Origin of the sequence: Yoonia ponticola, assembly GCF_014199395.1 — a bacterium.
Taxonomy (GTDB): domain Bacteria; phylum Pseudomonadota; class Alphaproteobacteria; order Rhodobacterales; family Rhodobacteraceae; genus Yoonia; species Yoonia ponticola.
In genome coordinates this window covers 44999-70023 of the sequence record NZ_JACIJM010000006.1, presented here as the reverse complement: position 1 = coordinate 70023, position 25025 = coordinate 44999, and the positions used below count along the sequence as shown (strand labels likewise).

The 25025-nt window shown below is 55.8% G+C and carries 24 protein-coding genes; 13 read left to right on the top strand and 11 right to left on the bottom strand.

What is annotated here, in order from left to right; translation table 11 throughout:
* Positions 1–120 precede the first annotated feature (120 nt).
* Complete coding sequence (locus FHS72_RS11615; RefSeq protein ID WP_183529274.1) at positions 121–2022, top strand: cation:proton antiporter domain-containing protein; 1902 nt, start codon at positions 121–123, stop codon at positions 2020–2022.
* On the opposite strand, the gene cobT is transcribed toward FHS72_RS11615, so the two are convergent.
* Positions 2019–3029 (bottom strand): nicotinate-nucleotide--dimethylbenzimidazole phosphoribosyltransferase, encoded by a 1011-nt coding sequence (gene cobT, locus FHS72_RS11610; protein WP_183529272.1) that lies wholly within the window; start codon positions 3027–3029, stop codon positions 2019–2021. The two genes, FHS72_RS11615 and cobT, sit on opposite strands and share 4 nt — an antisense overlap.
* Positions 3030–3105: 76 nt before the next feature.
* Between cobT and FHS72_RS11605 the strand changes: the two genes are divergently transcribed.
* Entirely contained in the window at positions 3106–3882 is a 777-nt protein-coding gene (locus FHS72_RS11605; protein ID WP_343042680.1) for an adenosylcobinamide-GDP ribazoletransferase, read from the top strand.
* Here FHS72_RS11605 and FHS72_RS11600 read toward each other — a convergent pair.
* The gene (locus FHS72_RS11600; RefSeq protein ID WP_183529270.1) at positions 3879–4202 is read right to left on the bottom strand and encodes a 2Fe-2S iron-sulfur cluster-binding protein; all 324 of its coding nucleotides are present in this window, start codon (positions 4200–4202) and stop codon (positions 3879–3881) included. The two genes, FHS72_RS11605 and FHS72_RS11600, sit on opposite strands and share 4 nt — an antisense overlap.
* A gap of 190 nt (positions 4203–4392) precedes the next feature.
* Between FHS72_RS11600 and FHS72_RS11595 the strand changes: the two genes are divergently transcribed.
* Positions 4393–4908 (top strand): peptidoglycan-binding domain-containing protein, encoded by a 516-nt coding sequence (locus tag FHS72_RS11595; RefSeq protein WP_183529268.1) that lies wholly within the window; start codon positions 4393–4395, stop codon positions 4906–4908.
* A 56-nt stretch (positions 4909–4964) separates the two neighbouring features.
* On the opposite strand, the gene FHS72_RS11590 is transcribed toward FHS72_RS11595, so the two are convergent.
* From FHS72_RS11590 to rpiA, 5 genes are all read right to left on the bottom strand, one after another.
* Positions 4965–6485: a Do family serine endopeptidase gene (locus tag FHS72_RS11590; RefSeq protein WP_183529266.1), complete on the bottom strand. Its 1521-nt coding sequence runs from the start codon at positions 6483–6485 to the stop codon at positions 4965–4967.
* Between the two features lie 567 nt (positions 6486–7052).
* Positions 7053–7931, bottom strand: a complete 879-nt coding sequence (hflC, locus tag FHS72_RS11585) for a protease modulator HflC (protein ID WP_183529264.1) — start codon at positions 7929–7931, stop codon at positions 7053–7055.
* A complete protein-coding gene (hflK, locus tag FHS72_RS11580; protein ID WP_183529262.1) occupies positions 7931–9097 on the bottom strand; it encodes an FtsH protease activity modulator HflK in 1167 nt (388 codons plus the stop codon). The genes hflC and hflK overlap by 1 nt, the downstream gene beginning before the upstream one ends.
* Before the next feature lie 69 nt (positions 9098–9166).
* On the bottom strand, positions 9167–10525 hold the full coding sequence (gene gor, locus FHS72_RS11575; RefSeq protein WP_183529260.1) for a glutathione-disulfide reductase: 1359 nt from the start codon (positions 10523–10525) through the stop codon (positions 9167–9169).
* A 177-nt stretch (positions 10526–10702) separates the two neighbouring features.
* On the bottom strand, positions 10703–11482 hold the full coding sequence (gene rpiA / locus FHS72_RS11570; protein WP_183529259.1) for a ribose-5-phosphate isomerase RpiA: 780 nt from the start codon (positions 11480–11482) through the stop codon (positions 10703–10705).
* A 165-nt stretch (positions 11483–11647) separates the two neighbouring features.
* Here rpiA and FHS72_RS11565 point away from each other — a divergent pair, with 165 nt between their 5' ends.
* The 3 genes from FHS72_RS11565 (at position 11648) to FHS72_RS11555 (ending at position 14752) form a co-directional block, all read left to right on the top strand.
* Positions 11648–12322, top strand: coding sequence for a glutathione S-transferase family protein (locus FHS72_RS11565; protein ID WP_183529258.1), 675 nt, complete (start codon positions 11648–11650; stop codon positions 12320–12322).
* Positions 12322–13695 carry an L-serine ammonia-lyase gene (locus FHS72_RS11560; RefSeq protein ID WP_183529257.1) on the top strand — a complete coding sequence of 458 codons (1374 nt, stop codon included), beginning with the start codon at positions 12322–12324 and terminating at the stop codon, positions 13693–13695. The genes FHS72_RS11565 and FHS72_RS11560 overlap by 1 nt, the downstream gene beginning before the upstream one ends.
* Positions 13696–13825: 130 nt before the next feature.
* Complete coding sequence (locus tag FHS72_RS11555) at positions 13826–14752, top strand: DMT family transporter (protein WP_183529256.1); 927 nt, start codon at positions 13826–13828, stop codon at positions 14750–14752.
* On the opposite strand, the gene FHS72_RS11550 is transcribed toward FHS72_RS11555, so the two are convergent.
* The gene (locus tag FHS72_RS11550) at positions 14679–15341 is read right to left on the bottom strand and encodes a thiamine diphosphokinase (protein ID WP_183529255.1); all 663 of its coding nucleotides are present in this window, start codon (positions 15339–15341) and stop codon (positions 14679–14681) included. The genes FHS72_RS11555 and FHS72_RS11550 overlap by 74 nt on opposite strands.
* A 141-nt stretch (positions 15342–15482) precedes the next feature.
* Here FHS72_RS11550 and FHS72_RS11545 point away from each other — a divergent pair, with 141 nt between their 5' ends.
* The gene (locus FHS72_RS11545) at positions 15483–17567 is read left to right on the top strand and encodes a prolipoprotein diacylglyceryl transferase (protein WP_183529254.1); all 2085 of its coding nucleotides are present in this window, start codon (positions 15483–15485) and stop codon (positions 17565–17567) included.
* Between the two features lie 112 nt (positions 17568–17679).
* Here the strand turns inward: FHS72_RS11545 and FHS72_RS11540 are convergent, their stop codons facing one another.
* Positions 17680–17895: a DUF2842 domain-containing protein gene (locus FHS72_RS11540; RefSeq protein WP_183529253.1), complete on the bottom strand. Its 216-nt coding sequence runs from the start codon at positions 17893–17895 to the stop codon at positions 17680–17682.
* Positions 17896–17904: 9 nt separating this feature from the next.
* Positions 17905–19197, bottom strand: a complete 1293-nt coding sequence (locus tag FHS72_RS11535; RefSeq protein ID WP_183529251.1) for an adenylosuccinate synthase — start codon at positions 19195–19197, stop codon at positions 17905–17907.
* A gap of 131 nt (positions 19198–19328) precedes the next feature.
* Between FHS72_RS11535 and FHS72_RS11530 the strand changes: the two genes are divergently transcribed.
* The 3 genes from FHS72_RS11530 (at position 19329) to pyrG (ending at position 21990) form a co-directional block, all read left to right on the top strand.
* The gene (locus tag FHS72_RS11530) at positions 19329–19724 is read left to right on the top strand and encodes a DUF6524 family protein (RefSeq protein WP_183529249.1); all 396 of its coding nucleotides are present in this window, start codon (positions 19329–19331) and stop codon (positions 19722–19724) included.
* A gap of 80 nt (positions 19725–19804) precedes the next feature.
* Entirely contained in the window at positions 19805–20170 is a 366-nt protein-coding gene (secG, locus tag FHS72_RS11525) for a preprotein translocase subunit SecG (RefSeq protein WP_183529247.1), read from the top strand.
* A gap of 176 nt (positions 20171–20346) precedes the next feature.
* Entirely contained in the window at positions 20347–21990 is a 1644-nt protein-coding gene (gene pyrG / locus FHS72_RS11520) for a CTP synthase (protein ID WP_183529245.1), read from the top strand.
* An 8-nt stretch (positions 21991–21998) separates the two neighbouring features.
* On the opposite strand, the gene FHS72_RS11515 is transcribed toward pyrG, so the two are convergent.
* The gene (locus FHS72_RS11515; protein WP_183529243.1) at positions 21999–22736 is read right to left on the bottom strand and encodes a MipA/OmpV family protein; all 738 of its coding nucleotides are present in this window, start codon (positions 22734–22736) and stop codon (positions 21999–22001) included.
* 87 nt (positions 22737–22823) lie between these two features.
* Here FHS72_RS11515 and FHS72_RS11510 point away from each other — a divergent pair, with 87 nt between their 5' ends.
* The 3 genes from FHS72_RS11510 (at position 22824) to FHS72_RS11500 (ending at position 25007) form a co-directional block, all read left to right on the top strand.
* Entirely contained in the window at positions 22824–23603 is a 780-nt protein-coding gene (locus tag FHS72_RS11510; RefSeq protein ID WP_183529241.1) for a 23S rRNA (adenine(2030)-N(6))-methyltransferase RlmJ, read from the top strand.
* 105 nt (positions 23604–23708) lie between these two features.
* Positions 23709–24149: a tellurite resistance TerB family protein gene (locus FHS72_RS11505; protein WP_183529239.1), complete on the top strand. Its 441-nt coding sequence runs from the start codon at positions 23709–23711 to the stop codon at positions 24147–24149.
* 45 nt (positions 24150–24194) lie between these two features.
* Entirely contained in the window at positions 24195–25007 is an 813-nt protein-coding gene (locus FHS72_RS11500) for an ABC transporter ATP-binding protein (RefSeq protein WP_183529237.1), read from the top strand.
* Positions 25008–25025: the final 18 nt, after the last annotated feature.

Below are 25025 nucleotides of genomic sequence, written 5' to 3'. Positions count from 1 at the left end.
TGACGCACTGGCAAAAACCGGGCGATCCCGTTACCTGCTGACCCAAGTCATTGTATCTAATCAACCGTTTGCAAGACGCCAACCGCGTCGTACCGCAAGCCGCCAATAGTAAAGTACCCCATGGAAAGTTTCCTGTTTCAAGCGACAATTTATCTCGGTGCAGCCGTTATCGCAGTGCCATTTGCAGCGCGGATGGGGCTTGGATCTGTGCTTGGTTATCTCGCCGCTGGGATCGTGATTGGTCCGTTAACCGGCTTAGTCGGAACTGAAACACAAGACCTCCAGCATTTCGCCGAATTCGGTGTGGTTATGATGCTGTTCCTTATTGGGCTGGAACTGGAACCCCGTGCGCTATGGAATATGCGCGACAGGCTGATCGGGCTCGGCGGATTGCAGATCACCGTGACCACGCTGCTTGTGATGGGCGGTGCTATGGCGATGGGCATTGTATGGAACGAGGCCTTTGCGATTGGGATGATATTTGCATTAAGTTCAACCGCTATCGTGCTGCAAACGTTATCAGAAAAAGGGTTGATGCAGACCAACGGCGGTCGCTCGACCTTCTCTGTTTTGCTGACCCAAGATATCGCGGTTATCCCGATGCTCGCCCTGCTCCCGCTACTCGCAATCACCGCCACTGCTAGCGTCGCGCCTGATGGTTCCTTAGTTCGTTTGGTTGATCAGGAAGAGGCACATCAAACCATGAGCCTCGTTCACGGGCTGCCCGGTTGGGGCGTCACGCTGGTCACGCTCGGCGCGGTTGCGGCTGTTATTCTGACGGGTATCTTCCTGACGCGCCCAATTTTCCGCTACATCCAGCACGCCAAATTGCGCGAAATGTACACCGCGCTCGCCCTGCTGATGGTGGTCTCAATCGCCGTTCTGATGAGCCTCGTCGGCCTATCGCCTGCCCTCGGCACGTTCCTTGCGGGCGTCGTTTTGGCGAACTCTGAATTCCGCCACGAACTCGAAAGCGATCTTGAGCCGTTCAAGGGCTTGCTACTCGGCCTGTTCTTTATCACCGTCGGTGCGGGCATCGATTTTGGCCTGTTCTTCCGCGAACCCGGCTACATTCTGGCGCTTACGCTCGGCGTGATGTTGATCAAAGGCGGCGTTCTCTATGGCCTGTCAATTCTGTTTAAAATCAAAGGTAAAGACCGCTGGCTTTTTGCGCTTGGCCTCGCACAAGCGGGTGAATTTGGCTTCATATTGATTTCTTTTTCCGAACAACAAGGCGTGCTTGAATCCGCCCTGTCTAGCGAGTTGCTCTTGATTGTTGCCCTGTCCATGCTGATCACGCCGCTGCTGTTCATCATTTACGAAGCGCTAAGTCGCCGCATCAAAGACGGTCACGACATCGCGGACGACGACGTGGATGAACAAGGCACCGTGATCATCGCGGGCATCGGACGCTTTGGTCAGATCGTGAACCGTCTCGTACAAACCGCCGGTTTTTCCACGGTTGTGATCGACAATGATCTCGGTGCGGTTCAGATGATGCGGTCCTTTGGTTTCAAAGGATATTTTGGCGACCCGACGCGCCCTGACCTGCTGAAAGCAGCCGGTTTAGACGACGCCCGCGTGTTGGTCGTGGCCATTGATGACAAGAAAATGGCGACCACTGTCGTCGCCTACGCCCGCAAAACACGGCCCGATTTGCACATCATTGCGCGTGCCCGTGATCGGGTCCATGTTTATGAGTTGAACGCAGCGGGCGCCAACGACGTCGTGCGCGAGATGTTCGATTCATCCCTGCGTGCAGGCCGTTATGCGCTTGAAAACCTTGGTCTTTCTGAATTCGAAGCCAACGAAGCCGAGACAATGTTCTACGAACACGACCGCGCAGCGATCCGCGAATTGTCAGACTACTGGAAGCCCGGCGTCGCCATGCGCGACAACCCCGAATACGTGGCGCGGGCCAAAGCGTTGAACAACGAATTGGAAACCGCGTTGGCGACGAAACAGCAAAGCAGCGAAGAAGCCAGCGACGCGCAAAAGCGCCGCGGCAATCCGTCGTCTTAAGCGCCCGCGACACCTGCCTCAGCAAAGGTCGCCATGCCTGAATGGCACGCAACAGCGCCTTGCAATACACCAATTGCAAGGGCCGCGCCCGACCCTTCGCCCAAGCGCAAGCCTAGTTGTAGCAGCGGTTCTTTCTCGATTGCATCCAGCAACTTGCGGTGCGCCCCTTCGGCGCTCAGATGACCTGCGACGGTATGATCCAGCGCGCCGGAAACCGTTTTAGCCAATGTCGCAGCCGCTGCAGTACAGATGAAACCATCCAATATCACCGGAATACGATAAGTCCGCGCAGCCGCAATAGCGCCCGCAATCGCAGCCAATTCGCGCCCGCCTAAACAGCGCAATGCTTCCAACGGATCGCTCACGTCGTGCAGCGCCAATCCACGTGCCACGACGTCCGTTTTCCGCGCTAATCCTGCATCATCAACGCCTGTTCCGCGTCCGGTCCATTCGGTAGCAGTACCGCCCATAATCGCTGCAGCAACAGCCGCTGCAGACGTCGTATTCCCGATCCCCATTTCGCCAGTCACCAGCAAATCTGCGTTCGGATCAACGGCATCCCAACCAGTACGTAAGGCCGAAACGACTTCGGCCTCGGTCATCGCAGGTGCGACGGTAAAATCTGCAGTCGGATTGTCCAGTTCCAACGCATGCACGTCCATCTTTGCACCATAAAGCTTTGACAATTGATTAATCGCAGCCCCGCCATGTTCAAAATTCGCAACCATCTGCGCAGTCACCTCGGGTGGAAAGGCAGACACGCCTTGCGCACAAACGCCGTGACTTCCCGCGAAAACAATCACTTGCGGTGCCTTAATGGTCGGGCGATCCGTCCCCCGCCAGCCCGCATACCAAATCGCTAAATCTTCGAGCCTGCCCAACGCGCCCGGCGGTTTTGTCAGTTGCCCGTTGCGATCTGTGGCCCCCGCAATCGCCGTTGGATCAGCCGACGGTGCTGATTCTAATACGGTGCGGAATTCGGCTAAGGTGGTGAACGTTGCTGACATACGGCCCTCGTTGCATCATGGTTTGCATCTGTCTAACGATCACACGACAATTGGAAAGATCACAAAAGGACATCACGTGGCCAAACGCGACATGATCATTATGCACTGGCACGATATTCCTGCCGCTGCGGGTCTTTTGACCCGTGTTCCGGTGCAGGTGAACACCGATCTTGCGACACAGCGCGGGCCGCTCGCGGCGTGGGCCTATCCGCTTGTCGGATTGAAAATTGCACTTGCGCAGATGCTCGTCGGGCTAGTGATGATGTGGTTCGGGATTACGCCGCAGATCACTGCGGGCCTGATGCTCGCGACAAGCGTGATCCTCACTGGTGCGATGCACGAAGACGGGCTGGCCGATAGCGCCGATGGTCTGTGGGGCGGCTGGGATAAAGCCAAACGGCTTGCGATCATGAAGGACAGCCACACCGGCGCTTACGGAGTCTTAGCCATTGTTTTATCAATGATAATTCGGTGGGCGGCGATCACGGCAATCTTGCAAACCGGCCACTGGATTGCGGCCATCATCGCAACGGCCATGCTTAGCCGCGCCGCGATGGTCGCGCTGATGACGGGGTTGCCAAACGCACGGGATGCGGGGTTAAGCCAGTCCGTCGGTCGCCCAAAACCGATCACCGCTTGGCTTGCGATTGGCACCGCCACGCTGGGCAGCGCCATCGCCGTTGGTTTGACCGCCAGTAGCCTGCTGATCGTTGCGGCTGTCACGACCAGCCTGTGGGCTGGCGTCGCACATCGCAAAATAGGGGGGCAGACCGGCGATATCCTTGGGGCATCGCAGCAGCTTACGGAAATCGCGCTGTTAATCACGCTTTCCGCTGTGCTTTCACCGCTTTAAATTTGTTTTTCTGGCATCTGCACGCGCAGACCGTCCAAAGCATCCGTCACCTTGATCTGACAAGTCAGGCGCGATGTCTCTGCATTGGGTTCAAACGCAAAATCCAGCATGTCCTCTTCCATCGCGTCTTTCGCGGGGACTTTTTCGACCCAAGCAGGATCCACGTAAACATGACACGTCGAACACGCGCAGGCGCCGCCACAATCAGCTTCGATCCCTGGAATGCCGTTATCACGCGCACCTTCCATCACAGTCAGACCGTTCGCCACATCCACAACATGCTCTTTGCCGCCGTGCTCAACATAAGTAATTTTCGCCATTCGTTCCTCAATCAGCAAAGTCAGTTCGGGGGTATGTCTAGGTCAGCTTGCAGCCTAGGGCCAGTCACAAATGTTCCGTACCGATAGTCCAGTGCGGCATGACGGCCAAGTTTTGCGCGGGCGTGCATTTGGGCGTTTGGGAATGGCGCAAGCCGCGCTACATTAACCGAAACAACGTGCAGAGCAGTAAATGACACTTCGATTTTTAACGACCATCCCCCTGCTGACGCTTGCCTTGGCCTGCACACCCGTCGACGATCCCGTGGTTGCGCCCGTTTTGATCACAAAGGGCGAGATTGAAACGACTGCGGATGGGCAATGTTTCGCCCGCACCGCGCCAGCCACCCGCACACGCATAATCGAGGAGCAAGTCCTCGTGACCCATGCGATCACCGACGCGGACGGCACTATCACGTCGCCGCCGATCTTTCGCAATCAAACGCGCCCTGTGACTGATGCTGTCGGCCAAGGAACACGTTTTCAAACGCTCTGCCCGCCAGAATACACGCCAGACCGGATCGCGACACTGCAACGCGCACTCAAGGCGCGGCTGGCTTACAACGGCCCGATCACCAGTGTGCTGGATGCTGAGACCCGCGATGCGATCCAAGCGTTTCAAACACCCCAAGGCTATGACAGTCCATTGATCCAACGTGGTATTGCGGAAACGTTGGGCATCGTTTCACTGGACCGCGACACCCTTTAACGCAAAAAGGCGACCCGTTTCATCGGGCCGCCTTTTTAGTATTCAAAGTGGATCGTTTATTCTGCCAACGACAGCGCCACAAACCGTGGATCGCCACCGCGACGCACCAATAATAGCAGCGACTTGCGGCCAGCATCGCGTGCTTCGGTGATCCGGTCTTCAAGATCAGCTACGCTCACGACTTTCTGTTGGCCAGCTTCAGTGATCAAATCACCTTCGACCAAACCTTTTGACGCGGCTTCGCTTTCCACATCGATGCCGACAATCACGAGACCCGTCTCGGACGTGATCGAATACTGCTCGGTCAGGTCCGGTGTAATCTCTGACAATGTCAGGCCAAGCATGCTTTGCTCTTCAGCGGCTTGCGGTTCCTGCACATCTTCATCGGCAGGGAATGCTACAGCTTCGGACGTTTCGCGACGACCCAATACAACGATCAGGTCCTCATTATCGCCATTGCGCAGCACGGTCACAGGGACCTCTTTGCCGACAGGGGAATTGCCAACGATACGCACCAACTCGCGGGTGTTCTCGATATCGATGCCATCAAACACAGTGATCACGTCGCCAGAAACCATGCCCGCATTTTCAGCAGGACCAGCAGGCACGTCCGTCACCAGTGCACCACGAGCGTCAGCCAAACCGTCGATGGCATCAACCATGTCAGGGGTCACGTCCTGAATGCGGACACCCAACCAACCGCGGCGGGTCTCGCCGAATTCCTGCAACTGCCCAACCACGTTTTTCACAACGTCAGAGGACATCGCAAAGCCGATCCCAATCGAACCACCGTTCGGTGACAAGATTGCGGTATTCACGCCGATCACTTCGCCAGCCATGTTGAACAACGGACCGCCAGAGTTACCGCGGTTAATCGCGGCGTCAGTCTGGATGTAATCGTCATAGGTTCCCTGCAGCGCACGATTTCGTGCAGACACGATCCCCGCCGAAACAGAGAAACCTTGGCCCAGCGGGTTGCCCATCGCCATAACCCAGTCGCCGACGCGCGAGCCTTCGGCGTTGCTGTCACCGAATTCGACAAACTCTAGATCGCTGTCATATTCGACCTTCAACACCGCGATATCGGTGTTCGGATCAGTCCCAACCAAAGTAGCCTCCAGCAGCTCCTTAGGTTGACCATCACCGGGGAAGAATTCGATTTCGATCTCATCGGCACCTTCAATCACGTGGTTGTTGGTCACGATATAACCGTCAGGAGAGATCACAAAACCGGACCCCAGCGCTGATGAACGGCGTGCTTCGCCGCGATCATTATTCTCAAGATCGTTGAAAAAGTCCTCGAACGGCGACCCTTCCGGGACGATGCCCTGCGGACCTGTGCGGCCTGCGACAACCGTGGATGTCGTGATATTCACCACCGACGGGCTCACAGTTTCGGCTAGATCGGCAAATGTCGCGGGGCGTTCTTGGGCGAACAGCGGTGTTGCTTGAGCCACCGCCAATGCACCTGCTAGAGTTAACGCCGTCATCAATCCTTTGACCATATTGCGGGCCGCGGATTGCTCCTGCGAGAGTGCAATTGCTTTAGATGTCACGAGTTTCTCCCTCTCATCCATGACGTCAGGAACGATAGAACATTCCTTTTCACTAACACTCTATGTAGGGCAGCAAAGACACAACACAATTCACAAATGTTTAGCCTCACAGGAGTGTGATTTTTCCACATTTCCGCGTGATGTGGAAACGATCCACGCCCTGCCCGATCATTATCATTCATCGATTGGATTCGCGGTAGAAAAATGCGGCTAATCTGATATATGAGACGTAGCAGACCGCCGGGTCCACGGCGCTGTTTACCTGAAAGCCTGTCTATGACGCTGACGTCGTTCGCTGCCTTCGAGCAGCCAATGAAATGGGTGGCCTTTGTCCTTGGATTTTGCAGTACAATTTGCGTGATTCAAGGCTGGCACCTAGGAGCCATGCTATTCAGCCTGCCCTTTTGTCTTATTTGGATTTACTGCGGCTGGCTGCGCACAGAACCTCAACTCAAATGGATTAACGTGATGTTCACGGTACTCTATCTCTATGGAATTGGACGATATTTTCTCGTCTTATAACGCCACAAACGAAAAATGGCCGGCGTATGTGCCGGCCATTCCCCAGAAATATCTTGCGTGCAAACCTTAGTTCGCAGACGCGCCTTCGTCAGACTTCAGGTAGTTAAAGAACTCATTGTCAGGCGACAAAACCATCGTTGAATTCTCAGATGTCAGCGCACGCGAATAAGCTGTCATTGACCGGTAGAATTCAAAGAATTCCGGATCAGAACCAAAGCTTTCGGCAAAGATCGCGTTGCGTTCGGCATCTGCTTCACCGCGTGTGATTTCGGACTGACGCGTCGCATCAGATACCAATTCCACAACTGTCCTGTCAGCACCCGCACGCACCCGCTGGGCTGCCTCGTTACCACGTGCGATCTCGTCAGCCGCTTCGCGTTCGCGCTCTGCTTTCATCCGCTCGTAAGTCGCGGCGAGGTTTTCTGGCGGCAAATCTGTCCGCTTCAACCGCACGTCGACCACTTGCAAACCTAGCGCATTGGCTTCTGCAATCGCTTGATTACGAATACGCAGCATCAGGGCAGCACGATCAACGGACAGAATGTCGTTGGACGATACAGACCCCAAAACTTCACGTGTTTCGGCACGCAAAATCGAATCAAGACGCCGCGCCGCGGCCTCTTCGCCGCCGTCACCGACAGCTTGGCGGAACCGTTCCACATCTGCGATCCGGTAACGGGCAAACGCATCAACAATCAAACGACGATCATCAGACGGCGTGACTTCTAGCGGTTCAAAATCACGGCTGAGGATACGGTCATCGTAGCGCACAACCTCTTGAATCAACGGTAATTTAAAGCTGAGACCGGGATCTTCTTTCACCCGAACGATCTGACCAAATTGCAGAACAAGCGCCTTTTGGCGTTCATCTACGATGAATACCGACGACAATAGCCCAACGACAACAACCGCAACGGCTGGCAAAAGAAATGCTGACTTATTCATCAGTTGGACCCTCCATCGGTGGTCGTGTTGCGGCGCAATTCATTCAAGGACAGATACGGGACAACACCTTGGCCGTTGCCATTAGCACCCGCACCCTCGTCGAGCAGAATAATGTCAACGCCACCAAGGACTTGCTCCATGGTTTCCAGATACAGACGCTTGCGCGTCACCTCTGGGGCCTTTTCATATTCGGCCAAAACGGCAGTGAAACGTGACGCCTCACCCTGCGCTTCGTTCACAACTTGTGACCGATAGGCTTCGGATTGTTCGATCAACTGTGCAGCTTCACCACGTGCGCCCGCAACCACTTGGTTTGCATAGGCATCCGCAATGTTTTGTAGCCGGTCACGTTCCTGCTCGGCATCCTGTACCGACCGGAATGACGCAATAACTTCAACAGGCGGGTCGGCCTTATCAAAGTTAACACGCACGATGTTCACACCAGAATCGTAGCTATCCATTGTCGATTGAATCGCATCGCGCAGACGGTCAGCAATTGCACCACGGTCCCTGTTCAGGATCGGAGCCAGATCGGACTGCGAAATAATTTCGCGCATCGCCGATTCAGAAACCGCTTCGATAGTCTGAGGCGGGTTTGCGAGGTTAAACAGATACTTCTGCGGATCAGTGATGTTCCAAACAACTTGGAAATCGATGTCCACGATGTTTTCGTCACCAGTCAACATCAGCCCTGCTTCGGACCCAGTGCGGTTCACACCGATATCAATGTTACGCTCGGATGTAACAGCAAGGATTTCCTTGGTCACAATCGGCCAAGGCGCAAAGTTCAGACCAGGACCGCCTGTTGATGAATACTTACCAAGCATCAGTTCAACAGATTGCTCCTCGGGTTTGACGGTGTACGCGGACGCCGCAACCCATGCGACAGCCGCGACCAAGACACCCAGTCCAACCATACCGCGTGTGATCTGCGGTCCACCGCTGCCACCGCCAGTCCCGTTGTTCCGACCGCCATTACCGCCGCCGCCCATCAAGACGCGCAACTGTTCGCGACCTTTGTTCATCAACTCGTCAATCTCAGGGATTTGCGGCCCATCATTGCCGGGACGTCGCCCACCATTATTGCTGCCGCGCTTGTCATCGCCGCCGTCATTTGAGCCGTTATTTCCACCGCCGCCCCAAGGGCCACCGTTATTCCCTGCCATTGTGCTTCCCATTCTGCCGCCCGCATCATCCGGGCTGTCGTATTATATGTGTAGACCGAACCTCCGAAATCAAGTCGTGCGGACAGGTTCTTTCATCGTCACGAGTTCTTCGGACATTGTAGGGTGAACTGCAACAGTGCGGTCGAATTCTTCTTTGGTTGCACCCATTTTCACGGCGATTCCGACCATTTGGATCATTTCGCCCGCCCCATCTGCGACAATATGCACACCAAGCACTTTGCGCGTGGCTTTTGATACGACCAATTTCATCATCACACGATCATCGCGACCGGCAAAGGAATGGTTCATCGGTTTGAACGTCGTCGCATAAACTTCGATGGCTTCTTGCTTGGCGGCGTCTTCTTCGGACAGGCCAATCGTGCCAAATTCCGGCTGCGTGAACACCGCAGACGGGATCAAGTCGTGGTCCACAGGCGTTGGATTGCCTTTGATTACAGTTTCGACAAACGCCATGCCTTCGCGGATCGCCACAGGCGTCAGTTGCACCCGATCGGTCACATCGCCCACAGCATAAATCGACGGCACAGCAGTCGCACTATATTCGTCCACGACGATCTGCCCGCTTTTGCCCAGCGCAACGCCGACGTCTTCTAGGCCCATGCCGTCTGTATTCGGACGACGTCCCGTCGCATACATCACTTGATCAAACGTATGCACTGCACCGTCCTTGAACGTCACAGCAAACGCTTCCCCCACTTTATCAATCTTGGCGACATCCGTGTTCAGCTGCAAATTCACGCCTTTTTCAACCATACCGGACGCAATCAATTCACGCGCCTCGTTGTCAAAGCCGCGCAAAATCTGCTCGCCACGGTAGGCTTGGGTCACATGGACGCCCAACCCATTCAGAATACCGGCAAATTCGGACGCAATATAACCGCCGCCAACAATCAAAATCTTGTTCGGCATCTCGTCCAGCAAGAAGATATCGTTCGACGTGATCGCATGCTCTGACCCTTCAAAGTCAGGCACAACCGGACGGCCACCAACAGCGACCAAGATCGTCTTGGCGGTGATTTCTTTACCATCATTCAGCACAACAGTGTGGGCGTCTTTCACAACGGCACGGCTATCGAAAATCGTCACATCGTTGTTGTCCAACAACTTGCGGTAGATGCCTTCAAGGCGCTCTAACTCAGCGTGCAATTTCGTCCGAAAACCCATCCAGCCAAACGTCGGCTTCACACCGACATCCCAGCCGTATTCTTTTGCATCAACAAATGCCGCAGAAAACTGGGACGCAAAGACCATCAATTTCTTTGGAACACAGCCACGGATCACACAGGTGCCACCCATGCGGAACTCTTCGGCCAGAGCGACTTTTGCACCGTTCTGGGCCGCAACCCGACCAGCACGCACACCACCAGAGCCGCCGCCGATGACAAACAAGTCAAAATCAAAAGCCATCTTCAAGTCCTCACATATATTCATAATTCAGCGATAAACTAAGTGTGTCGCAGCCAGACTACAACGCCTCGTCCGTGTAACCTTTGTCACGTTCGCGCGTGTGAGGTCGCGCCGACAGTGCAGCATACACGTTAACAACAGGTTTAGCGCATCCCGCTAAACCCATTGCGTTCATGATTAATCAGCGAAAATATTGTCGCGCTCAACGAAATCAAAGCGCGTTTCCTCGATTGATCCATCGTTAATATCCGTCACCTCGACCCGACCATCGCCGTAGCCCACAACAATCGCGTCGCAAATATCAATGAACAAACCGTTCTCAACAACGCCCGGTATCTGATTCACAATCATGGACAATTGCCGTGGATCGCCGATCCTGTGCAGGTGCAGATCAAGGATATAGTTGCCCTCATCCGTCGCAAATGGCGCGTCCCCATTCATCCGCAAACTCGCCGTGCGACCCAGCACGTCTAACCCGATCAAAGTTTCCTCGACCAGTGCTTTGGTCGTCTGCCAACCGAACGAGATCAGCTCTAACGGTAGTGGAAATGCGCCCAGCGTTTCGACCCGCTTGGATGCGTCTGCGATGACAATCATGCGCTCTGACGCCGTCGCCACGATCTTTTCGTGCAGCAACGAACCGCCGCCGCCTTTGATCAAGTTCAACTTGCCGTTGAATTCATCCGCGCCGTCAATCGACAGGTCTAATGTCTTGGCCTCGTCCAAAGACATCACAGGAATGCCGACATCTCGGGCCAATTGCGCGGTGCGGCGGGACGTCGGCACGCCCGTCATCGCCAACCCTTCAACGCGCACCCGTTCACCCAAACATTGGACCAACCACGCAGCGGTCGAACCGGACCCAAGCCCTACCTTCATACCACTTGTCACGAATTGCGCCGCACGTTTAGCGGCCACAAATTTGGCTTTGTCGATGGGCGAAAGATCAGACGACATTGGGGCGGCTCCGGTGAGAATGTGTTTGATCGGTGTATAGGCTGCCAAAAGCATTGAGGAAACGTTAAAATTCAAAACACAACACCGACAACCGAGGCCGAATAGACCCGCCATTGGGTCGTTTTCGGCGGTTTCATTCCGCGACAGGCTCGCTATCATCCCCGAATGACGCCAGACCTGACCCTGCACTACGCCCCTGATAATGCATCGCTTTGCGTTCGGCTTTTGCTTGCGGAAATGGATGTGCCATGCCGTGCGGTCTTGGTTAACCGCGCCAAGCAGGCGCAAAAGTCCGACGCTTACCTACGCATCAATCCCAACGGGTTGATCCCAACGCTGGAAACCCCGAACGGCCCGATTTACGAGACCGCGGCGATCCTGCTCTGGCTTGCGGATCGTAGCCCTGGCCGCGTGTTTCCCGCCCCGCACGATGCCCAGCGCGGCACCGCGTTATCGCAACTGATGTGGCTCTCGAATACGCTGCATCCCGCCTTGCGGATGTTATTCTATCCTGAGAAATACATGCCAACCGATCCTGACGGCTTACGCAGACAAACGCGGCAGCGATTAACCACGCTTTTCGCCCAGTTGAATGATCGTTGGGACACGGTCCAATGCCCCGTTCTGGCCTGTTACCTAGCCCCCATGCTACGTTGGTCAGCACTTTACGGCGGCGACGCAGCGTGGTTCGATTTGTCCAAGTTTCCAGTCCTCATGGCCTTCGCCAAATCCTTTGAGACGCAACGCAAAGTACATGACGTTTGCGCTCTAGAAGGTCTTGGCCCAACAGTTTTTTCCGATCCACACCTCCCCAATCCTCCAATAGGCAGCGCCACCTAATGTTTTTATCTGTATTCGATATGTTCAAAGTCGGGCTCGGCCCGTCATCCTCTCACACTATCGGCCCGATGGTCGCAGCGGCGCGTTTCCTAGACCACCTGCGCGCCCAGCCTTTCGCGATTGCCGGCGTCAAAGCATCGCTGCACGGCTCGCTCGCCTTTACCGGTGTTGGCCACGCCACAGACCGCGCTGTGATCCTTGGGCTGGCAGGGTTCCGTGCGGATGATTACGACAAAGACAAAGCCGATGCAGCCTACACCCTGATCCAATCCGAACACATCGTCAGACCCGACGGCCTGCCCGCGCTGCGCTTTGATCCGACCGCTGATCTCTTGTTCGACTACGGCCCGCCGTTGTCCGGTCACACCAACGGGCTGAAACTGCACGGCACCGACAGCCAAGGCGACGTGATCATCAGCCAGACCTACTACTCCATCGGCGGCGGCTTTGTATTGACCGATACCGAATTGGCGGATGGCAAAGATTCCGACACAGGCGCGCCCGTCCCCTTCCCGTTCACGACAGCCAACGACATGCTTAAAATGGCGGAAAAATCCGGCAAATCCATCGCGGATATGAAGCGTACAAACGAACTCAGCCGCATGGGTTACAGCGATCTGGACCGCGGCCTCACCCGCATTTGGGAGGTCATGTCAGCCTGCATTGATCGCGGCCTCGTCACCGACGGCATCCTTCCCGGCGGCTTGAACGTCAAACGCCGCGCCAAGAGCATTCACGATGCCCTACAGGCTGAACGCGGCATGAACCTGTCCGCACCGCACACGATCAACGACTGGATGTCGACCTACGCGATGGCCGTGAACGAGGAAAACGCGGCAGGCGGTCAAGTCGTGACGGCGCCCACAAACGGCGCTGCGGGCGTGGTGCCTGCGACGATCCGCTACTACCTCGACCACGTGCCGGGTGCGACAATCAAAAAGGTCCCCGACTTCCTGCTAACGGCTGCCGCGATTGGCGGATTGATCAAGTTCAACGCCTCAATCTCAGGGGCCGAATGCGGTTGCCAAGCAGAGGTCGGATCAGCCGCCGCCATGGCCGCTGCAGGTCTAAGCGCTGCCCTTGGCGGCACCCCCGCCCAAGTCGAAAACGCCGCCGAAATCGCACTTGAACACCACCTTGGCATGACCTGCGATCCGGTCAGAGGCTTGGTGCAAGTCCCCTGCATCGAACGCAACGGCTTAGGTGCAATCAAAGCTGTCTCAGCAGCATCACTTTCCCTACGCGGCGATGGCACCCACCTCGTGCCACTCGACGCCGCGATCGAAACCATGCGACAAACAGGCGTCGACATGAGCGAAAAATACAAAGAAACAGCGCTCGGTGGCCTCGCCGTCAACGTACCCAATTGCTAACAAACCTCAGATGAAAAACGCACCTCTTTCGCTTCTTTGACTTCTTCAAAATCCCCGCCGGAGGCTCCCGCACTTTCATCACAAACCATCGCCTATTGCCGCCCTCAAACATCGCAACCCAGATCCTAAAATGACCCAAGATCGCCCCTTTTTCGGTATTCTTCTTATGCTCGGCTTTTGCATTCTCGCCCCGCTTGGCGATGCGATGGCAAAACTGCTGGGCGATACCGTGGCCCTGATGGGCTTGATATGCGTCCGGTTCGGCATCCAAGCGGCGATGCTCACGCCGCTTGTGTTGCTGTCCGGCGGCACATTGCGCACGCCCGCAGGCACCTTTCCGAAAATCTTGCTACGGACCTGCTTGCACATCTCGGGCGTCGCGCTGATGTTCACAAGTCTGTGGTATCTACCGTTAGCCGACGCGTTAGCGATTGCCTTTGTGATGCCGTTCATCATGCTGATCCTTGGGCATTTCGTCCTGCACGAAGCAATCGGCCCACACCGGATTTACGCCTGCGCCGTTGGCTTTCTCGGCACGCTCCTCGTGATCCAACCGAACTTCGTCGCCGTCGGCTGGCCCGCGCTACTCCCGCTTGGCGTCGCTATCGTCTTTGCCCTGTTTATGCTCGTCACCCGCCAGATCGCCAAGTCCATCGACGCGGTGCACCTGCAAGCGGTCAGCGGGCTTCAAGCGCTGGTGATCGTGGTCCCCCTTATGGTCATCTTTCCCAATGCCCCCGGATTTAATGTGCAATGGCCTGACACCGCAGACATCTGGATGCTCGCGGCCCTTGGCGTGCTCGGCACGATTGCGCACCTTATGATGACAGGCAGCCTACGCTTTGCGCCCGCCTCTACGCTCGCGCCGATGCAATATCTCGAAATTCCATTCGGCACCGCGATTGGCTGGCTGATCTTCAAAGACCTGCCAAACGGGCTTGCCGCACTTGGAATTTGCATCACCGTCGGGGCGGGCCTTTACATTATTCTACGCGAACAACGTCTATCGCGGCAGCCAGTTGATCCAGTGGCAACGTCACAATCGCAGCCCCTGTAATCGTCACCGTCACGCGATCTTGCTCGGTCATATTGGACGAGCTGACACGACCTATCGGACTTAGCGCCATCTCGTCCATATCCCACACCAATCCCGCCGTGCTGGCCACCACATCGTGCAGCGGCAGTATCGCAAAAGGTGTGCCCTGGGGCAGGTCAATCTGCCATGGCGTGTTTGGCGCGCGGAAACAGCATTCGGTATCAGACAACAATATCAACGGCATCCCTGCGGATCGCGCCAACGCATTTAACGCCGCGAAAGAATGGTCCAATCGCCCGCCCAAGAATCCTGCGCCAATGATCACAGGCGCAGAAATGCGGTTCAAAGTCTTCTCAAGGTCCGTCGTGTCCTGTTCTGTCACATGATGCAATTGTGGCGAAAACGCTGATCTAGCGTCGTCTGAAAGACTGTCGAAATCACCGATCACAGCCGCCGGACTGATCCCCGCACCTAGTAAATGATCCGCACCACTATCAGCCGCAACAAAGGTTTGGGTCAGTGTTTGCAGTATGTTAAGGTGTTGTGGGCTAAGCTGTGCACCACCGATCAATGCGATCGGGTCGGTGACGTCAACGATCAACTCTGTCATGGGGGTTTTGCCTTATTTGGATGAACCTGCCATATTTCAGACACGAAATAATACTGGAATAACCGCGGTGTTGTTCCGGATTGGGAACCAATTGGTGGTAAACAGACTGTCAAAGCGAATGGCAGAAAGCGAGCATAAATCATGGCTGGATCAACAAAGATTCTTACCGTCTCATATGGGACCTTCTCGTGTACCCTCGAAGGGTTCGACGATTCTTTTCACTCCATGAAGGCAATTGCGGAATATTTCCGCGATTTGGCTCATGAAGACCGGTATTTTGGTGCGGAACCACCTGCGCCAGACGCAGAAATGCTCGCCAAGATTGCGGAACGCGAGATTTCGCGCCGTGTCGAGGCCAAGATGGACGGCAAAGGCATCCGCCTGCGTGCAACCATGGCAGAAGACGACGCCGCTGAAAAACCAGCCGCAGAAAACTCTGTCGCGATGCCCCCCAAGGCCGAAGCACCAAAAAACAGCGATTCGCCGTCCTCACTGATGCCAGCCGCACCATTGATGGCATCCCGCGAAACACCGGAAGCAGACGACGACGCGACGTCTGTAGTCGATGAAATCACGACCCCAGTGACCCCACAACATCCCGACGCGGAAAGTGTTGCAGCCAAATTGCAGCGCATCCGTGCAGTTGTTGGCAAACCAGCCGCACCAGTCGAAGAAACCTACGAGGACGCAACCGCAACAGACGATGTGGCTGCGACCTCTGAGCCTGAGGTCAGCGTCACCGCCGAAGACATTATGGCCGACACCACTGACGAGACAAGCGCAGCAGCCGAACTGGTAAACGAGCCAGAAATCGACGCGCCAGAGATTGAAGCTGTTGAAGCTGAAATCGAGCCCGAGGCCGAGGCCGAAGCGGTCAACCCAACAGACACAAATGAAGTCGCAGCAGAAGCTGACGAAGATGTCTCGTCTGACCTCAACGACATCGACGAACCAGAAGAGGCCACAAAGGCCGAGCCTGTTCAACCGGCGAAACCAATTGTCCGCGCCCGCATCGTGCGTCTGCGCAAGGACAAACCAGCAGAAGTCGTCGCAGCAGAACCATCAGAGACAGACGACTCTGGTGTCGCAAAACGTGTGGCCGCAGCCTTGAAGTCTGTAACGTCAAAAGTTGCACCAACCGTCGAAGATACCGCAGAAGCACCAGTTGAAGATGTTGTTGCAGAAGACACCATCACAGACGTAACCGTGGCAGACGTCGTCGCAGAAGACATCATCGCAGACGTTGCTGAAGAACCAGCAGCCGACATCGAAGTCGTCGAAGACGAAGTTGCAAAGCAGACCTCGACACACGACGACATTCGCGCAGCCATTGCCGCAGCAATTCCTGCTGGCAACCTGTCCGACGACGACGAAGACGACCTGCTGCGTGAACTCGCAGCCGTCGCCGAAGACGTTGTTTCCATCGAAGATGACGAACCAGAAGTCGCGGAAATCATCGTCGAAGACGTGGCCGAAGCACCGATTGAGATGCCAGACGTCGCCCAAGCGCCTGTAGAGATGCCAGAAGTTGTCGAAGCACCAGCGCGCGCTGGACGCGAAATGTTGCCAGCAACAGATGACGCGGCCATGTCACGCATCATGACGCAAACCGACGAAGCGCTCAGCGAGCCAACAGGCAGCCGTCGCCGCAACGCGATTGCCCAACTCAAAGCTGCAGTTGCAGCAACCGAAGCAGCCCGTCAGCTTGGCGATCAATCCGGTGGTGACGCGATGAAGCAGGAACCATTCCGCGAAGATTTGGATCAGGTTGTGCGCCCTCGCCGCGCAGTTGCACCAGACGACCAAAACATCCGGTCCGAACGTCCACGCGCAGCACCGCTCAAATTGGTCGCATCCCAGCGCGTTGACGAAGATGACGCAGCAACAGGCCCAGACGTGCAACCACGCCGCGTCGCAGCCCAAGCCGTTGAAATGCCAGAGGTTGGCGGTTTCGCTCAATTCGCAGCACAAATGGGTGCCACTGAATTGCCTGACCTGCTCGAAGCAGCCGCAGCCTACACATCATTCGTAGAAGGCGTCGAAGACTTCTCTCGTCCGCAAATCATGAAAAAAGTGCAGCTGACCACAGACGAAGAATTCAGCCGTGAGGACGGTCTGCGCTCTTTCGGGACGCTTTTGCGTCAGGGCCGCATCAGTAAAGTCCGCAATGGCCGGTTCCAAGTGTCTGAACAGACACGCTTCCGTCCAGACGCACGGTCGGCATAAGCCACCGCAATAAACAAAAGGTCCGCAGGAAACTGCGGCCCTTTTTGCATTTGATCTCAAATCGTTACGATAGATTTCCAGCGTAAAACCGTGCCGTCAAAGCGATTTTATCTCAGGCGTCGGGGTCAGCTTGGCCAATCCCCTTGAAAATCGCCTTCAACGGAAACGCCCAAAGCACGCCTAGCCCCACATAAACCGCCAGTTCGACCCACAACGATGGTCGCCCCAGCATGTTCATGATCGTCACCGCCATCACGATATAGAGCGGTATGCCGAGCACCAGTACAACCAGCGCCCAACGTTTGCGGGCTTTATAACTTAACGCCATGTCGCACCTTTAGTCAGCAAATGGATCCGTCACGAGGATCGTGTCTTCGCGCTCGGGGGATGTCGACAACATCGCAACCGGACAGCCGATCAGCTCTTCCACGCGGCGCACATATTTGATCGCAGCGGCTGGCAAATCGGCCCAGCTACGCGCACCTTCGGTTGTCTCTGACCAGCCCGGCATTTCTTCGTAAACCGGAACGCAACGCGCCTGTTGATCGGCTGCAGTTGGCAAATAATCCAACACAACACCGTCCAGATCGTAGCCGGTACAGATCTTGAGCGTCTCAAAACCGTCCAAAACATCGAGCTTTGTCAATGCAATACCGGTCACACCTGATGTGATACAGGTCTGGCGCACCAAGGCCGCATCGAACCAACCGCAACGACGTTTCCGGCCTGTTGTGGTGCCGAATTCGTGGCCACGTTCACCCAGCATCTGACCGTCAGCATCGTCCAACTCTGTTGGGAACGGACCTTCGCCAACGCGTGTTGTGTAGGCTTTGACAATGCCCAGAACGAAATCAATCGCACCCGGTCCCATGCCTGTACCCGCAGCCGCTTGGCCCGCAATCACGTTGGAAGACGTTACAAACGGGTATGTGCCAAAATCAATGTCCAGCAACGCGCCCTGCGCCCCTTCGAACAAAATCCGCTTACCGGCTTTGCGTTTTTCGTTCAGCACTTTCCAAACCGGTGCCGCGTATTCCAGCACAGATGGCGCAATCGCGCGAAGATCAGCCAGCAACGCATCGCGGTCGATTGGCGTCAGGCCAAGCCCGTTGCGCAGCGCATTATGGTGGACCAAAGCACGATCAACACGCAATTCGAGCGTCGCATCGTCGGCCAGATCAGCCACACGGATCACGCGACGACCAACTTTATCTTCGTAGCACGGCCCGATACCGCGCCCTGTTGTTCCGATTTTCGCAACAGAATTCTGACCTTCACGCGCCCGATCCAACTCACCGTGGAATGGCAGGATCAGCGGCGTATTTTCCGCGATCATCAGCGTTTCGGGCGTGATTTCAACGCCTTGCGCACGAATTGTTTCGATCTCTTTGACCAAGTGCCATGGATCAAGAACAACACCGTTGCCGATCACTGACAGTTTGCCGCCGCGCACAACACCAGACGGCAGCGCGTGTAATTTATAAACTTCACCGCTGACGACCAATGTGTGGCCCGCGTTATGTCCGCCTTGAAAGCGCGCGACCACGTCTGCCCGTTCGGACAACCAGTCTACGATCTTGCCTTTGCCTTCATCGCCCCATTGAGCGCCCACGACGACTACGTTTGCCATGTTATCTGTCCTTTAGGAATCCCGTTTCCCCTATACCCATGCCGATGGGGCGGCGAAACCGCAAAGTTCTAGACACCACCGCACAGGTCTGGTCAATGTGACGCTAAATGAGTGGGTAAGGGACGAATTTCATGGGTTTTCTGTTGCGTTGGGGCTTTGCCTTTGTACTGCTGGCCGCGACATATAACCCTACCCAATGGAATTTCGTGCGCTGGGGCATGGCGAATTATGAGACCCAACTGCCGCTGGCGATCCTTGCGAGCCTCGTCTTGCTGATCGGTTATATCATCTACGTGCGCGCGTCATTGCGCTCGATTGGCGTCTTTGGGATGCTGCTGATCTTGGCCGTCGCAGGCACGCTGATCTGGGTGCTGTTCGACTTTGGCTGGCTCAATCTCGCTGATCCGACCTTCAACACATGGCTCGCGCTTTTTGTGTTATCGTTGGTTTTGGCCATCGGGCTGTCGTGGTCAATCGTGCGTCGCAAACTGTCCGGACAGGCCGATGTGGACGATATAGACACCTGACCACGCAATCCGCCCTTGCGAGACGCGCCCCAAACCCCTAAATACCCCCAAACCACTCTGATCGTAGGCACTATACCACTATGGAAAACGTCATCCTCGTTATTCACCTGATTTTGGCGTTATCCCTGATTGGGGCGGTGCTGATGCAACGCTCTGAGGGCGGTATGGGTAGCATGGGCGGCGGCGGTGGTGGCGGCGGAAGCGCCGGTAGCCGTGCGCCCGCGACAGTCATGGGCAAGTTTACTTGGATTCTTGCAGCCGCGTTTATCGCCACATCCATCACATTGACCATCGTAGCCGCACAGCAATCCGCTGGTGCATCGGTTGTGGACCGTCTGATTGACGTGCCAGTCGCAACTGACGGTGCCGCAACACCTGATCTGGGCGAAAGCCTGTTGCCACCATCGTCATCTAGCGAAGCACCGCTGGTTCCGTCAGGCAACTAACTACCAGATTTTGTTACATAACGCGCTGGCCCGGGATTATCTTGGGTCAGATGCGGCATTACAGCAGTGCTGGGGGTTGCGGGCGCGGGCCGAATCCGAGTATTCTTAAATCCCGTGATGATGCGATTTTTGACGGTCGCTATTCCTAGAAAATACTCACGGGGGACAGCCCAAGCATGGCGCGTTATATCTTTATTACTGGTGGTGTTGTGTCGTCGTTGGGCAAGGGCCTTGCGTCCGCAGCCCTAGGCGCATTGCTACAGGCACGCGGCTTTTCGGTCCGTCTGCGCAAACTTGATCCTTACCTGAACGTCGATCCCGGTACGATGTCGCCGTTTGAACATGGCGAAGTGTTCGTGACCGATGATGGGGCTGAGACCGATCTCGACCTTGGTCACTACGAACGCTTTACGGGCGTTCATGCCCGCAATACCGATTCTGTGTCCTCTGGCCGGATCTATTCCACCGTGTTGGAAAAAGAGCGGCGCGGCGATTACCTTGGCAAAACGATCCAAGTGGTCCCGCATGTCACAAACGAAATCAAAGACTTCCTGCACATCGGCGACGACGAAGTTGACTTTATGCTGTGCGAAATCGGCGGCACTGTGGGCGACATCGAAGGACTGCCGTTCTTTGAGGCGATCCGCCAGTTTTCCCACGACAAACCACGCGGTCAGTGCATCTTTATGCACCTGACATTGCTGCCGTATTTGGCAGCATCCGGCGAGTTGAAAACAAAACCGACGCAGCACTCTGTCAAAGAACTGCAATCCATCGGTATCGCACCTGACGTGCTTGTTTGCCGGTCAGAGCACCCGATCCCTGATCGCGAGCTTGAGAAGATCGCGCTGTTCTGTAACGTCCGTAAAAACTGTGTCGTACCTGCCTACGACCTGAAATCCATCTACGAGGCGCCATTAGCCTACCACGAGCAGGGTCTCGATCAGGCCGTGCTGGACGCCTTCGATATCTCGCCCGCCCCGATGCCGAAACTCGACGTGTGGCATGACGTCTACGACCGGATTCACAACCCCGAGGGTAACGTGAAAATCGCGATCGTCGGCAAATATACGCAACTCGAAGACGCTTATAAATCCATCGCAGAGGCGCTAACGCACGGCGGCATGGCCAACCGTGTCAAAGTCAAAATCGAATGGGTCGACGCCGAAGTTTTCGACAAAGGCGACGCGGCCCCCTACCTCCAAGGCTTCCATGCGATTCTCGTGCCAGGCGGTTTTGGCGAACGCGGCACCGAAGGCAAAATCAAAGCGGCGCAATATGCCCGCGAGAACAAAGTACCCTACCTTGGCATCTGTCTTGGCATGCAAATGGCCGTTGTTGAGGCCGCGCGTAACGTGGCTGGCATGAAAGACGCAGGGTCCGAGGAATTCGATCACGAAGCGGGCAAAAAACGCTTCGAGCCCGTCGTTTACCACCTCAAGGAATGGGTTCAGGGCAACCATGCCGTGACCCGCAGCACAGGCGACGACAAAGGCGGCACCATGCGTCTCGGCGCTTATGACGCGACGCTGGTCGATGGGTCTAAAGTTGCCGAAGTTTACGGCACCACGCACATCGAAGAACGCCACCGTCACCGTTACGAGGTGGACACAAAATACCGTGAAAAGCTCGAAGAATGCGGCCTGACGTTCTCTGGCATGTCACCTGATGGCAAGCTGCCAGAAATCGTCGAATGGAAAGATCACCCGTGGTTTATCGGTGTGCAATTCCACCCGGAACTGAAATCCAAACCATTCGCGCCGCATCCGCTGTTCGAAGGGTTCGTCAAGGCGGCCGTTGAAAACAGCCGCCTTGTCTAAACGATGACTTAAAACGAAATTGCCCGGGTCACGATCAGGCTCATCGATACCTGATCCTCTGACCCGTTTTGCACAATCGGGCTATCGGCCGCGTCATTCGTGAACTGGTCGTAGCGCACCGTGCCCAGCACCCCCCAATCATCGCTAAAATCGTAACCTGCGCTGGCCTGAAAACCGCGCGACAGCAGCCCGCCGTCCGCTTCGTAGCCGACACGTGTATCGCTGAAATACGTCGCCGCGTAATCGTCATCACCCGCAAACAAACGCGGTCCAGCGCGGAATTCCCACTCTGTCGACGGCTTGTAAATCACGTCCGTTCCGATCTCTGCGACATAGCTTTCGTGGCCGACAACGCCGTAGCGGACTTCGGCAAAGACGTAGTTACCCAGCGTCGTGGAAACCCCATCCGGCAACGCGGTAAATGTCAGACCTGCGCCGACTTCGACGGCCGCATCAACGTCAGTCAATCCAGCCAGTTCCGCATGGTCATCAGCAGAGCGTTCGCTAATCGCACGAAATGCGCCTTTGAACCCGAAACCGTTTGGATCACCGCCACCAATCGTCAGCCCACCCAGTACCAATCGGTCCAGCGCAAACGATCCAGTCGCGCCGCTTTCAACGTCGTCATCACCGAAATACCCCGGCGTGGACTGCACACCTAAACCCAAATCAAAGCTCAGCACTTCGGCACTCACGCTCGCCCCGCTGGCGAAAACACATAGTCCAGCTATCAAAACACACTTCATTACATTTCCTTTCGGCCTGTAGGCCCGATTAACCTTGGCGCGACACGCCCTGTCCCATAGGACATAGCGCAACCCAAGGAGACGCCAATGCTGTCATACCAACACGCTTATCACGCTGGCAATATGGCCGATGTGCACAAACACGCATTGTTGGCGTGGATGCTGGAATACATGACGCGCAAGGACAAGCCGTTAACCTATATGGAAAGCCACGCAGGCCGCGGGCTGTATGATACGACCGACGAAATGGCCACAAAAACAGGCGAAGCGGCGCAGGGTATCGCGATTGCGCGCAAATGGTTCCACGCCAATCATCCTTACGCGCAGGCCTTGGACAAAGTAACCGCCGAACACGGTCGCAACGCGTACCCCGGCTCGCCGATGGTGGCCGCACACGTGCTGCGCCCGTCCGATCCGTTGTTCCTCAGCGAATTGCACCCGCAGGAATTCGGCCACCTGCAGCAGAACATGAAACCGCACTCTGCGATCTGTCAGCAACGCGACGGCTGGGAAATGGCCTTGTCGCAATGCCCGCCCGATCCACGGCGCGGTCTGTTGCTGATTGATCCGTCGTTCGAGATCAAAACTGACTACGAAACCATTCCCGACACGATCCGCAAGTTGAACCGCAAATGGCCCGTTGGCGTGATCGCTCTTTGGTATCCGATCCTGACGGATGGACCGCATGTCCCGATGGTTAATGACCTGAAACGCAACCACCCCGACGCGTTCAGCCACGAAGTCAGCTTCCCCCCCGCCCGCATCGGACACCGCATGGTGGGGTCAGGTATGTTCGTGATTAACCCACCTTTCGGCCTTGAAGACGAAGGAAAATGGCTTTCTACGCGCTTCGCAAACCTTGAGTAACACTTTGTAAATATTAACAAAATATCACCGCACGCTGTACATAATACGTTTCGCGTGCGAAACATCCGACTTTTCATTCCAACCTTGCGGCCCTATATCCAGATCATGTTTGCAGATTTTCTCAAAGGCCTGTTGGCCACAGACCCCGCCCCGCTTCCTGATGTTGACGCTCGCTTGGCTTTGGGTGCGCTCCTTGTACGGCTCGCCCGCGCCGATGGGGATTATCAAGACGTCGAAGTGCAGCGCATCGACCGGATTTTGTCGAAACGCTACGGGTTGTCTGACGCGGAAACAACGGCATTGCGTAGCGATTGCGAAACCTTGGAAACAGAGGCCCCCGACACCGTGCGCTTTACCCGCGCGATCAAAGACTCGGTCGCCTACGAGGATCGCCGCGCTGTAATTTCCGCCATGTGGGAAATCGTGCTGGCCGACGGGGAACGCGACGCCGAGGAAAACAGCCTGATGCGGATGGTCGCCCCGATGCTTGGCGTCACCGACCAAGATAGCAACGCCGCACGCATCGCTGTGACCGCGTCGGAATAAATCACAGGTTGCACCGCAAAGTCACGCATTGCCGAATCCCAAAAAATGCGGCCTATTGATCTGCAAAGCAAAGAAGGCCACGTATCCGTGACAACCGAAAACGTAATTGAAATCCGTGATTTGCATAAATCCTACGGCTCACTCGAAGTGATCAAAGGCGTCGATATCGCGGCCCCTGCTGGGCATGTGGTGTCGCTGATCGGTTCTTCCGGCTCTGGCAAATCAACCTTGCTGCGCTGCGCAAACCTGCTTGAGGATAGCCAATCCGGCGAGGTCCTGTTCTGCGGCGAACCCGTCACATGGAAAGGCGAAGGGCACAACCGCCGCCCCGCCGACCAGAAACAAATCATCCGCATCCGGACAAATCTGTCGATGGTGTTTCAGCAGTTCAATCTCTGGGCGCATATGACGATCCTGCAAAACGTGATGGAAGCCCCCGTCACCGTGCTGGGCCGCAGCAAAGCCGAAGTCGAGCAAAAAGCCCGCGAATACCTGACCAAAGTCGGGATCGGCGACAAATGCGATGTCTATCCAGCGCAGCTATCCGGTGGCCAACAACAACGCGCTGCCATCGCGCGCGCGCTTTGCATGGAACCAAAAGCGCTGCTATTTGACGAACCGACCTCTGCTCTTGATCCCGAACTTGAACAAGAAGTGGTCAAAGTGATCAAAGACTTAGCAGCCGAAGGCCGGACCATGCTGATCGTGACCCACGACATGCGCATGGCCGCCGACGTCAGTGACCATGTCGTGTTTTTGCACCAAGGTCGCATCGAAGAACAAGGCGACCCAGAAACGCTTTTCAAGAATCCGCAAACGGAACGGTTGCAGGGATTTCTCTCTGCGACCCAACACTAAAATCAACTCATCAATTGG

Excerpts from the sequence above, each read along its gene's own strand:
- FHS72_RS11615 (WP_183529274.1), top strand. The coding sequence starts at position 121 with ATGGAAAGTTTCCTGTTTCAAGCGACAATTTATCTCGGTGCAGCCGTT.
- cobT (WP_183529272.1), bottom strand. The coding sequence starts at position 3,029 with ATGTCAGCAACGTTCACCACCTTAGCCGAATTCCGCACCGTATTAGAA.
- FHS72_RS11600 (WP_183529270.1), bottom strand. The coding sequence starts at position 4,202 with ATGGCGAAAATTACTTATGTTGAGCACGGCGGCAAAGAGCATGTTGTG.
- FHS72_RS11595 (WP_183529268.1), top strand. The coding sequence starts at position 4,393 with ATGACACTTCGATTTTTAACGACCATCCCCCTGCTGACGCTTGCCTTG.
- FHS72_RS11590 (WP_183529266.1), bottom strand. The coding sequence starts at position 6,485 with ATGGATGAGAGGGAGAAACTCGTGACATCTAAAGCAATTGCACTCTCG.
- hflC (WP_183529264.1), bottom strand. The coding sequence starts at position 7,931 with ATGAATAAGTCAGCATTTCTTTTGCCAGCCGTTGCGGTTGTTGTCGTT.
- hflK (WP_183529262.1), bottom strand. The coding sequence starts at position 9,097 with ATGGCAGGGAATAACGGTGGCCCTTGGGGCGGCGGTGGAAATAACGGC.
- gor (WP_183529260.1), bottom strand. The coding sequence starts at position 10,525 with ATGGCTTTTGATTTTGACTTGTTTGTCATCGGCGGCGGCTCTGGTGGT.
- rpiA (WP_183529259.1), bottom strand. The coding sequence starts at position 11,482 with ATGTCGTCTGATCTTTCGCCCATCGACAAAGCCAAATTTGTGGCCGCT.
- FHS72_RS11565 (WP_183529258.1), top strand. The coding sequence starts at position 11,648 with ATGACGCCAGACCTGACCCTGCACTACGCCCCTGATAATGCATCGCTT.
- FHS72_RS11560 (WP_183529257.1), top strand. The coding sequence starts at position 12,322 with ATGTTTTTATCTGTATTCGATATGTTCAAAGTCGGGCTCGGCCCGTCA.
- FHS72_RS11555 (WP_183529256.1), top strand. The coding sequence starts at position 13,826 with ATGACCCAAGATCGCCCCTTTTTCGGTATTCTTCTTATGCTCGGCTTT.
- FHS72_RS11550 (WP_183529255.1), bottom strand. The coding sequence starts at position 15,341 with ATGACAGAGTTGATCGTTGACGTCACCGACCCGATCGCATTGATCGGT.
- FHS72_RS11545 (WP_183529254.1), top strand. The coding sequence starts at position 15,483 with ATGGCTGGATCAACAAAGATTCTTACCGTCTCATATGGGACCTTCTCG.
- FHS72_RS11540 (WP_183529253.1), bottom strand. The coding sequence starts at position 17,895 with ATGGCGTTAAGTTATAAAGCCCGCAAACGTTGGGCGCTGGTTGTACTG.
- FHS72_RS11535 (WP_183529251.1), bottom strand. The coding sequence starts at position 19,197 with ATGGCAAACGTAGTCGTCGTGGGCGCTCAATGGGGCGATGAAGGCAAA.
- FHS72_RS11530 (WP_183529249.1), top strand. The coding sequence starts at position 19,329 with ATGGGTTTTCTGTTGCGTTGGGGCTTTGCCTTTGTACTGCTGGCCGCG.
- secG (WP_183529247.1), top strand. The coding sequence starts at position 19,805 with ATGGAAAACGTCATCCTCGTTATTCACCTGATTTTGGCGTTATCCCTG.
- pyrG (WP_183529245.1), top strand. The coding sequence starts at position 20,347 with ATGGCGCGTTATATCTTTATTACTGGTGGTGTTGTGTCGTCGTTGGGC.
- FHS72_RS11515 (WP_183529243.1), bottom strand. The coding sequence starts at position 22,736 with ATGAAGTGTGTTTTGATAGCTGGACTATGTGTTTTCGCCAGCGGGGCG.
- FHS72_RS11510 (WP_183529241.1), top strand. The coding sequence starts at position 22,824 with ATGCTGTCATACCAACACGCTTATCACGCTGGCAATATGGCCGATGTG.
- FHS72_RS11505 (WP_183529239.1), top strand. The coding sequence starts at position 23,709 with ATGTTTGCAGATTTTCTCAAAGGCCTGTTGGCCACAGACCCCGCCCCG.
- FHS72_RS11500 (WP_183529237.1), top strand. The coding sequence starts at position 24,195 with ATGCGGCCTATTGATCTGCAAAGCAAAGAAGGCCACGTATCCGTGACA.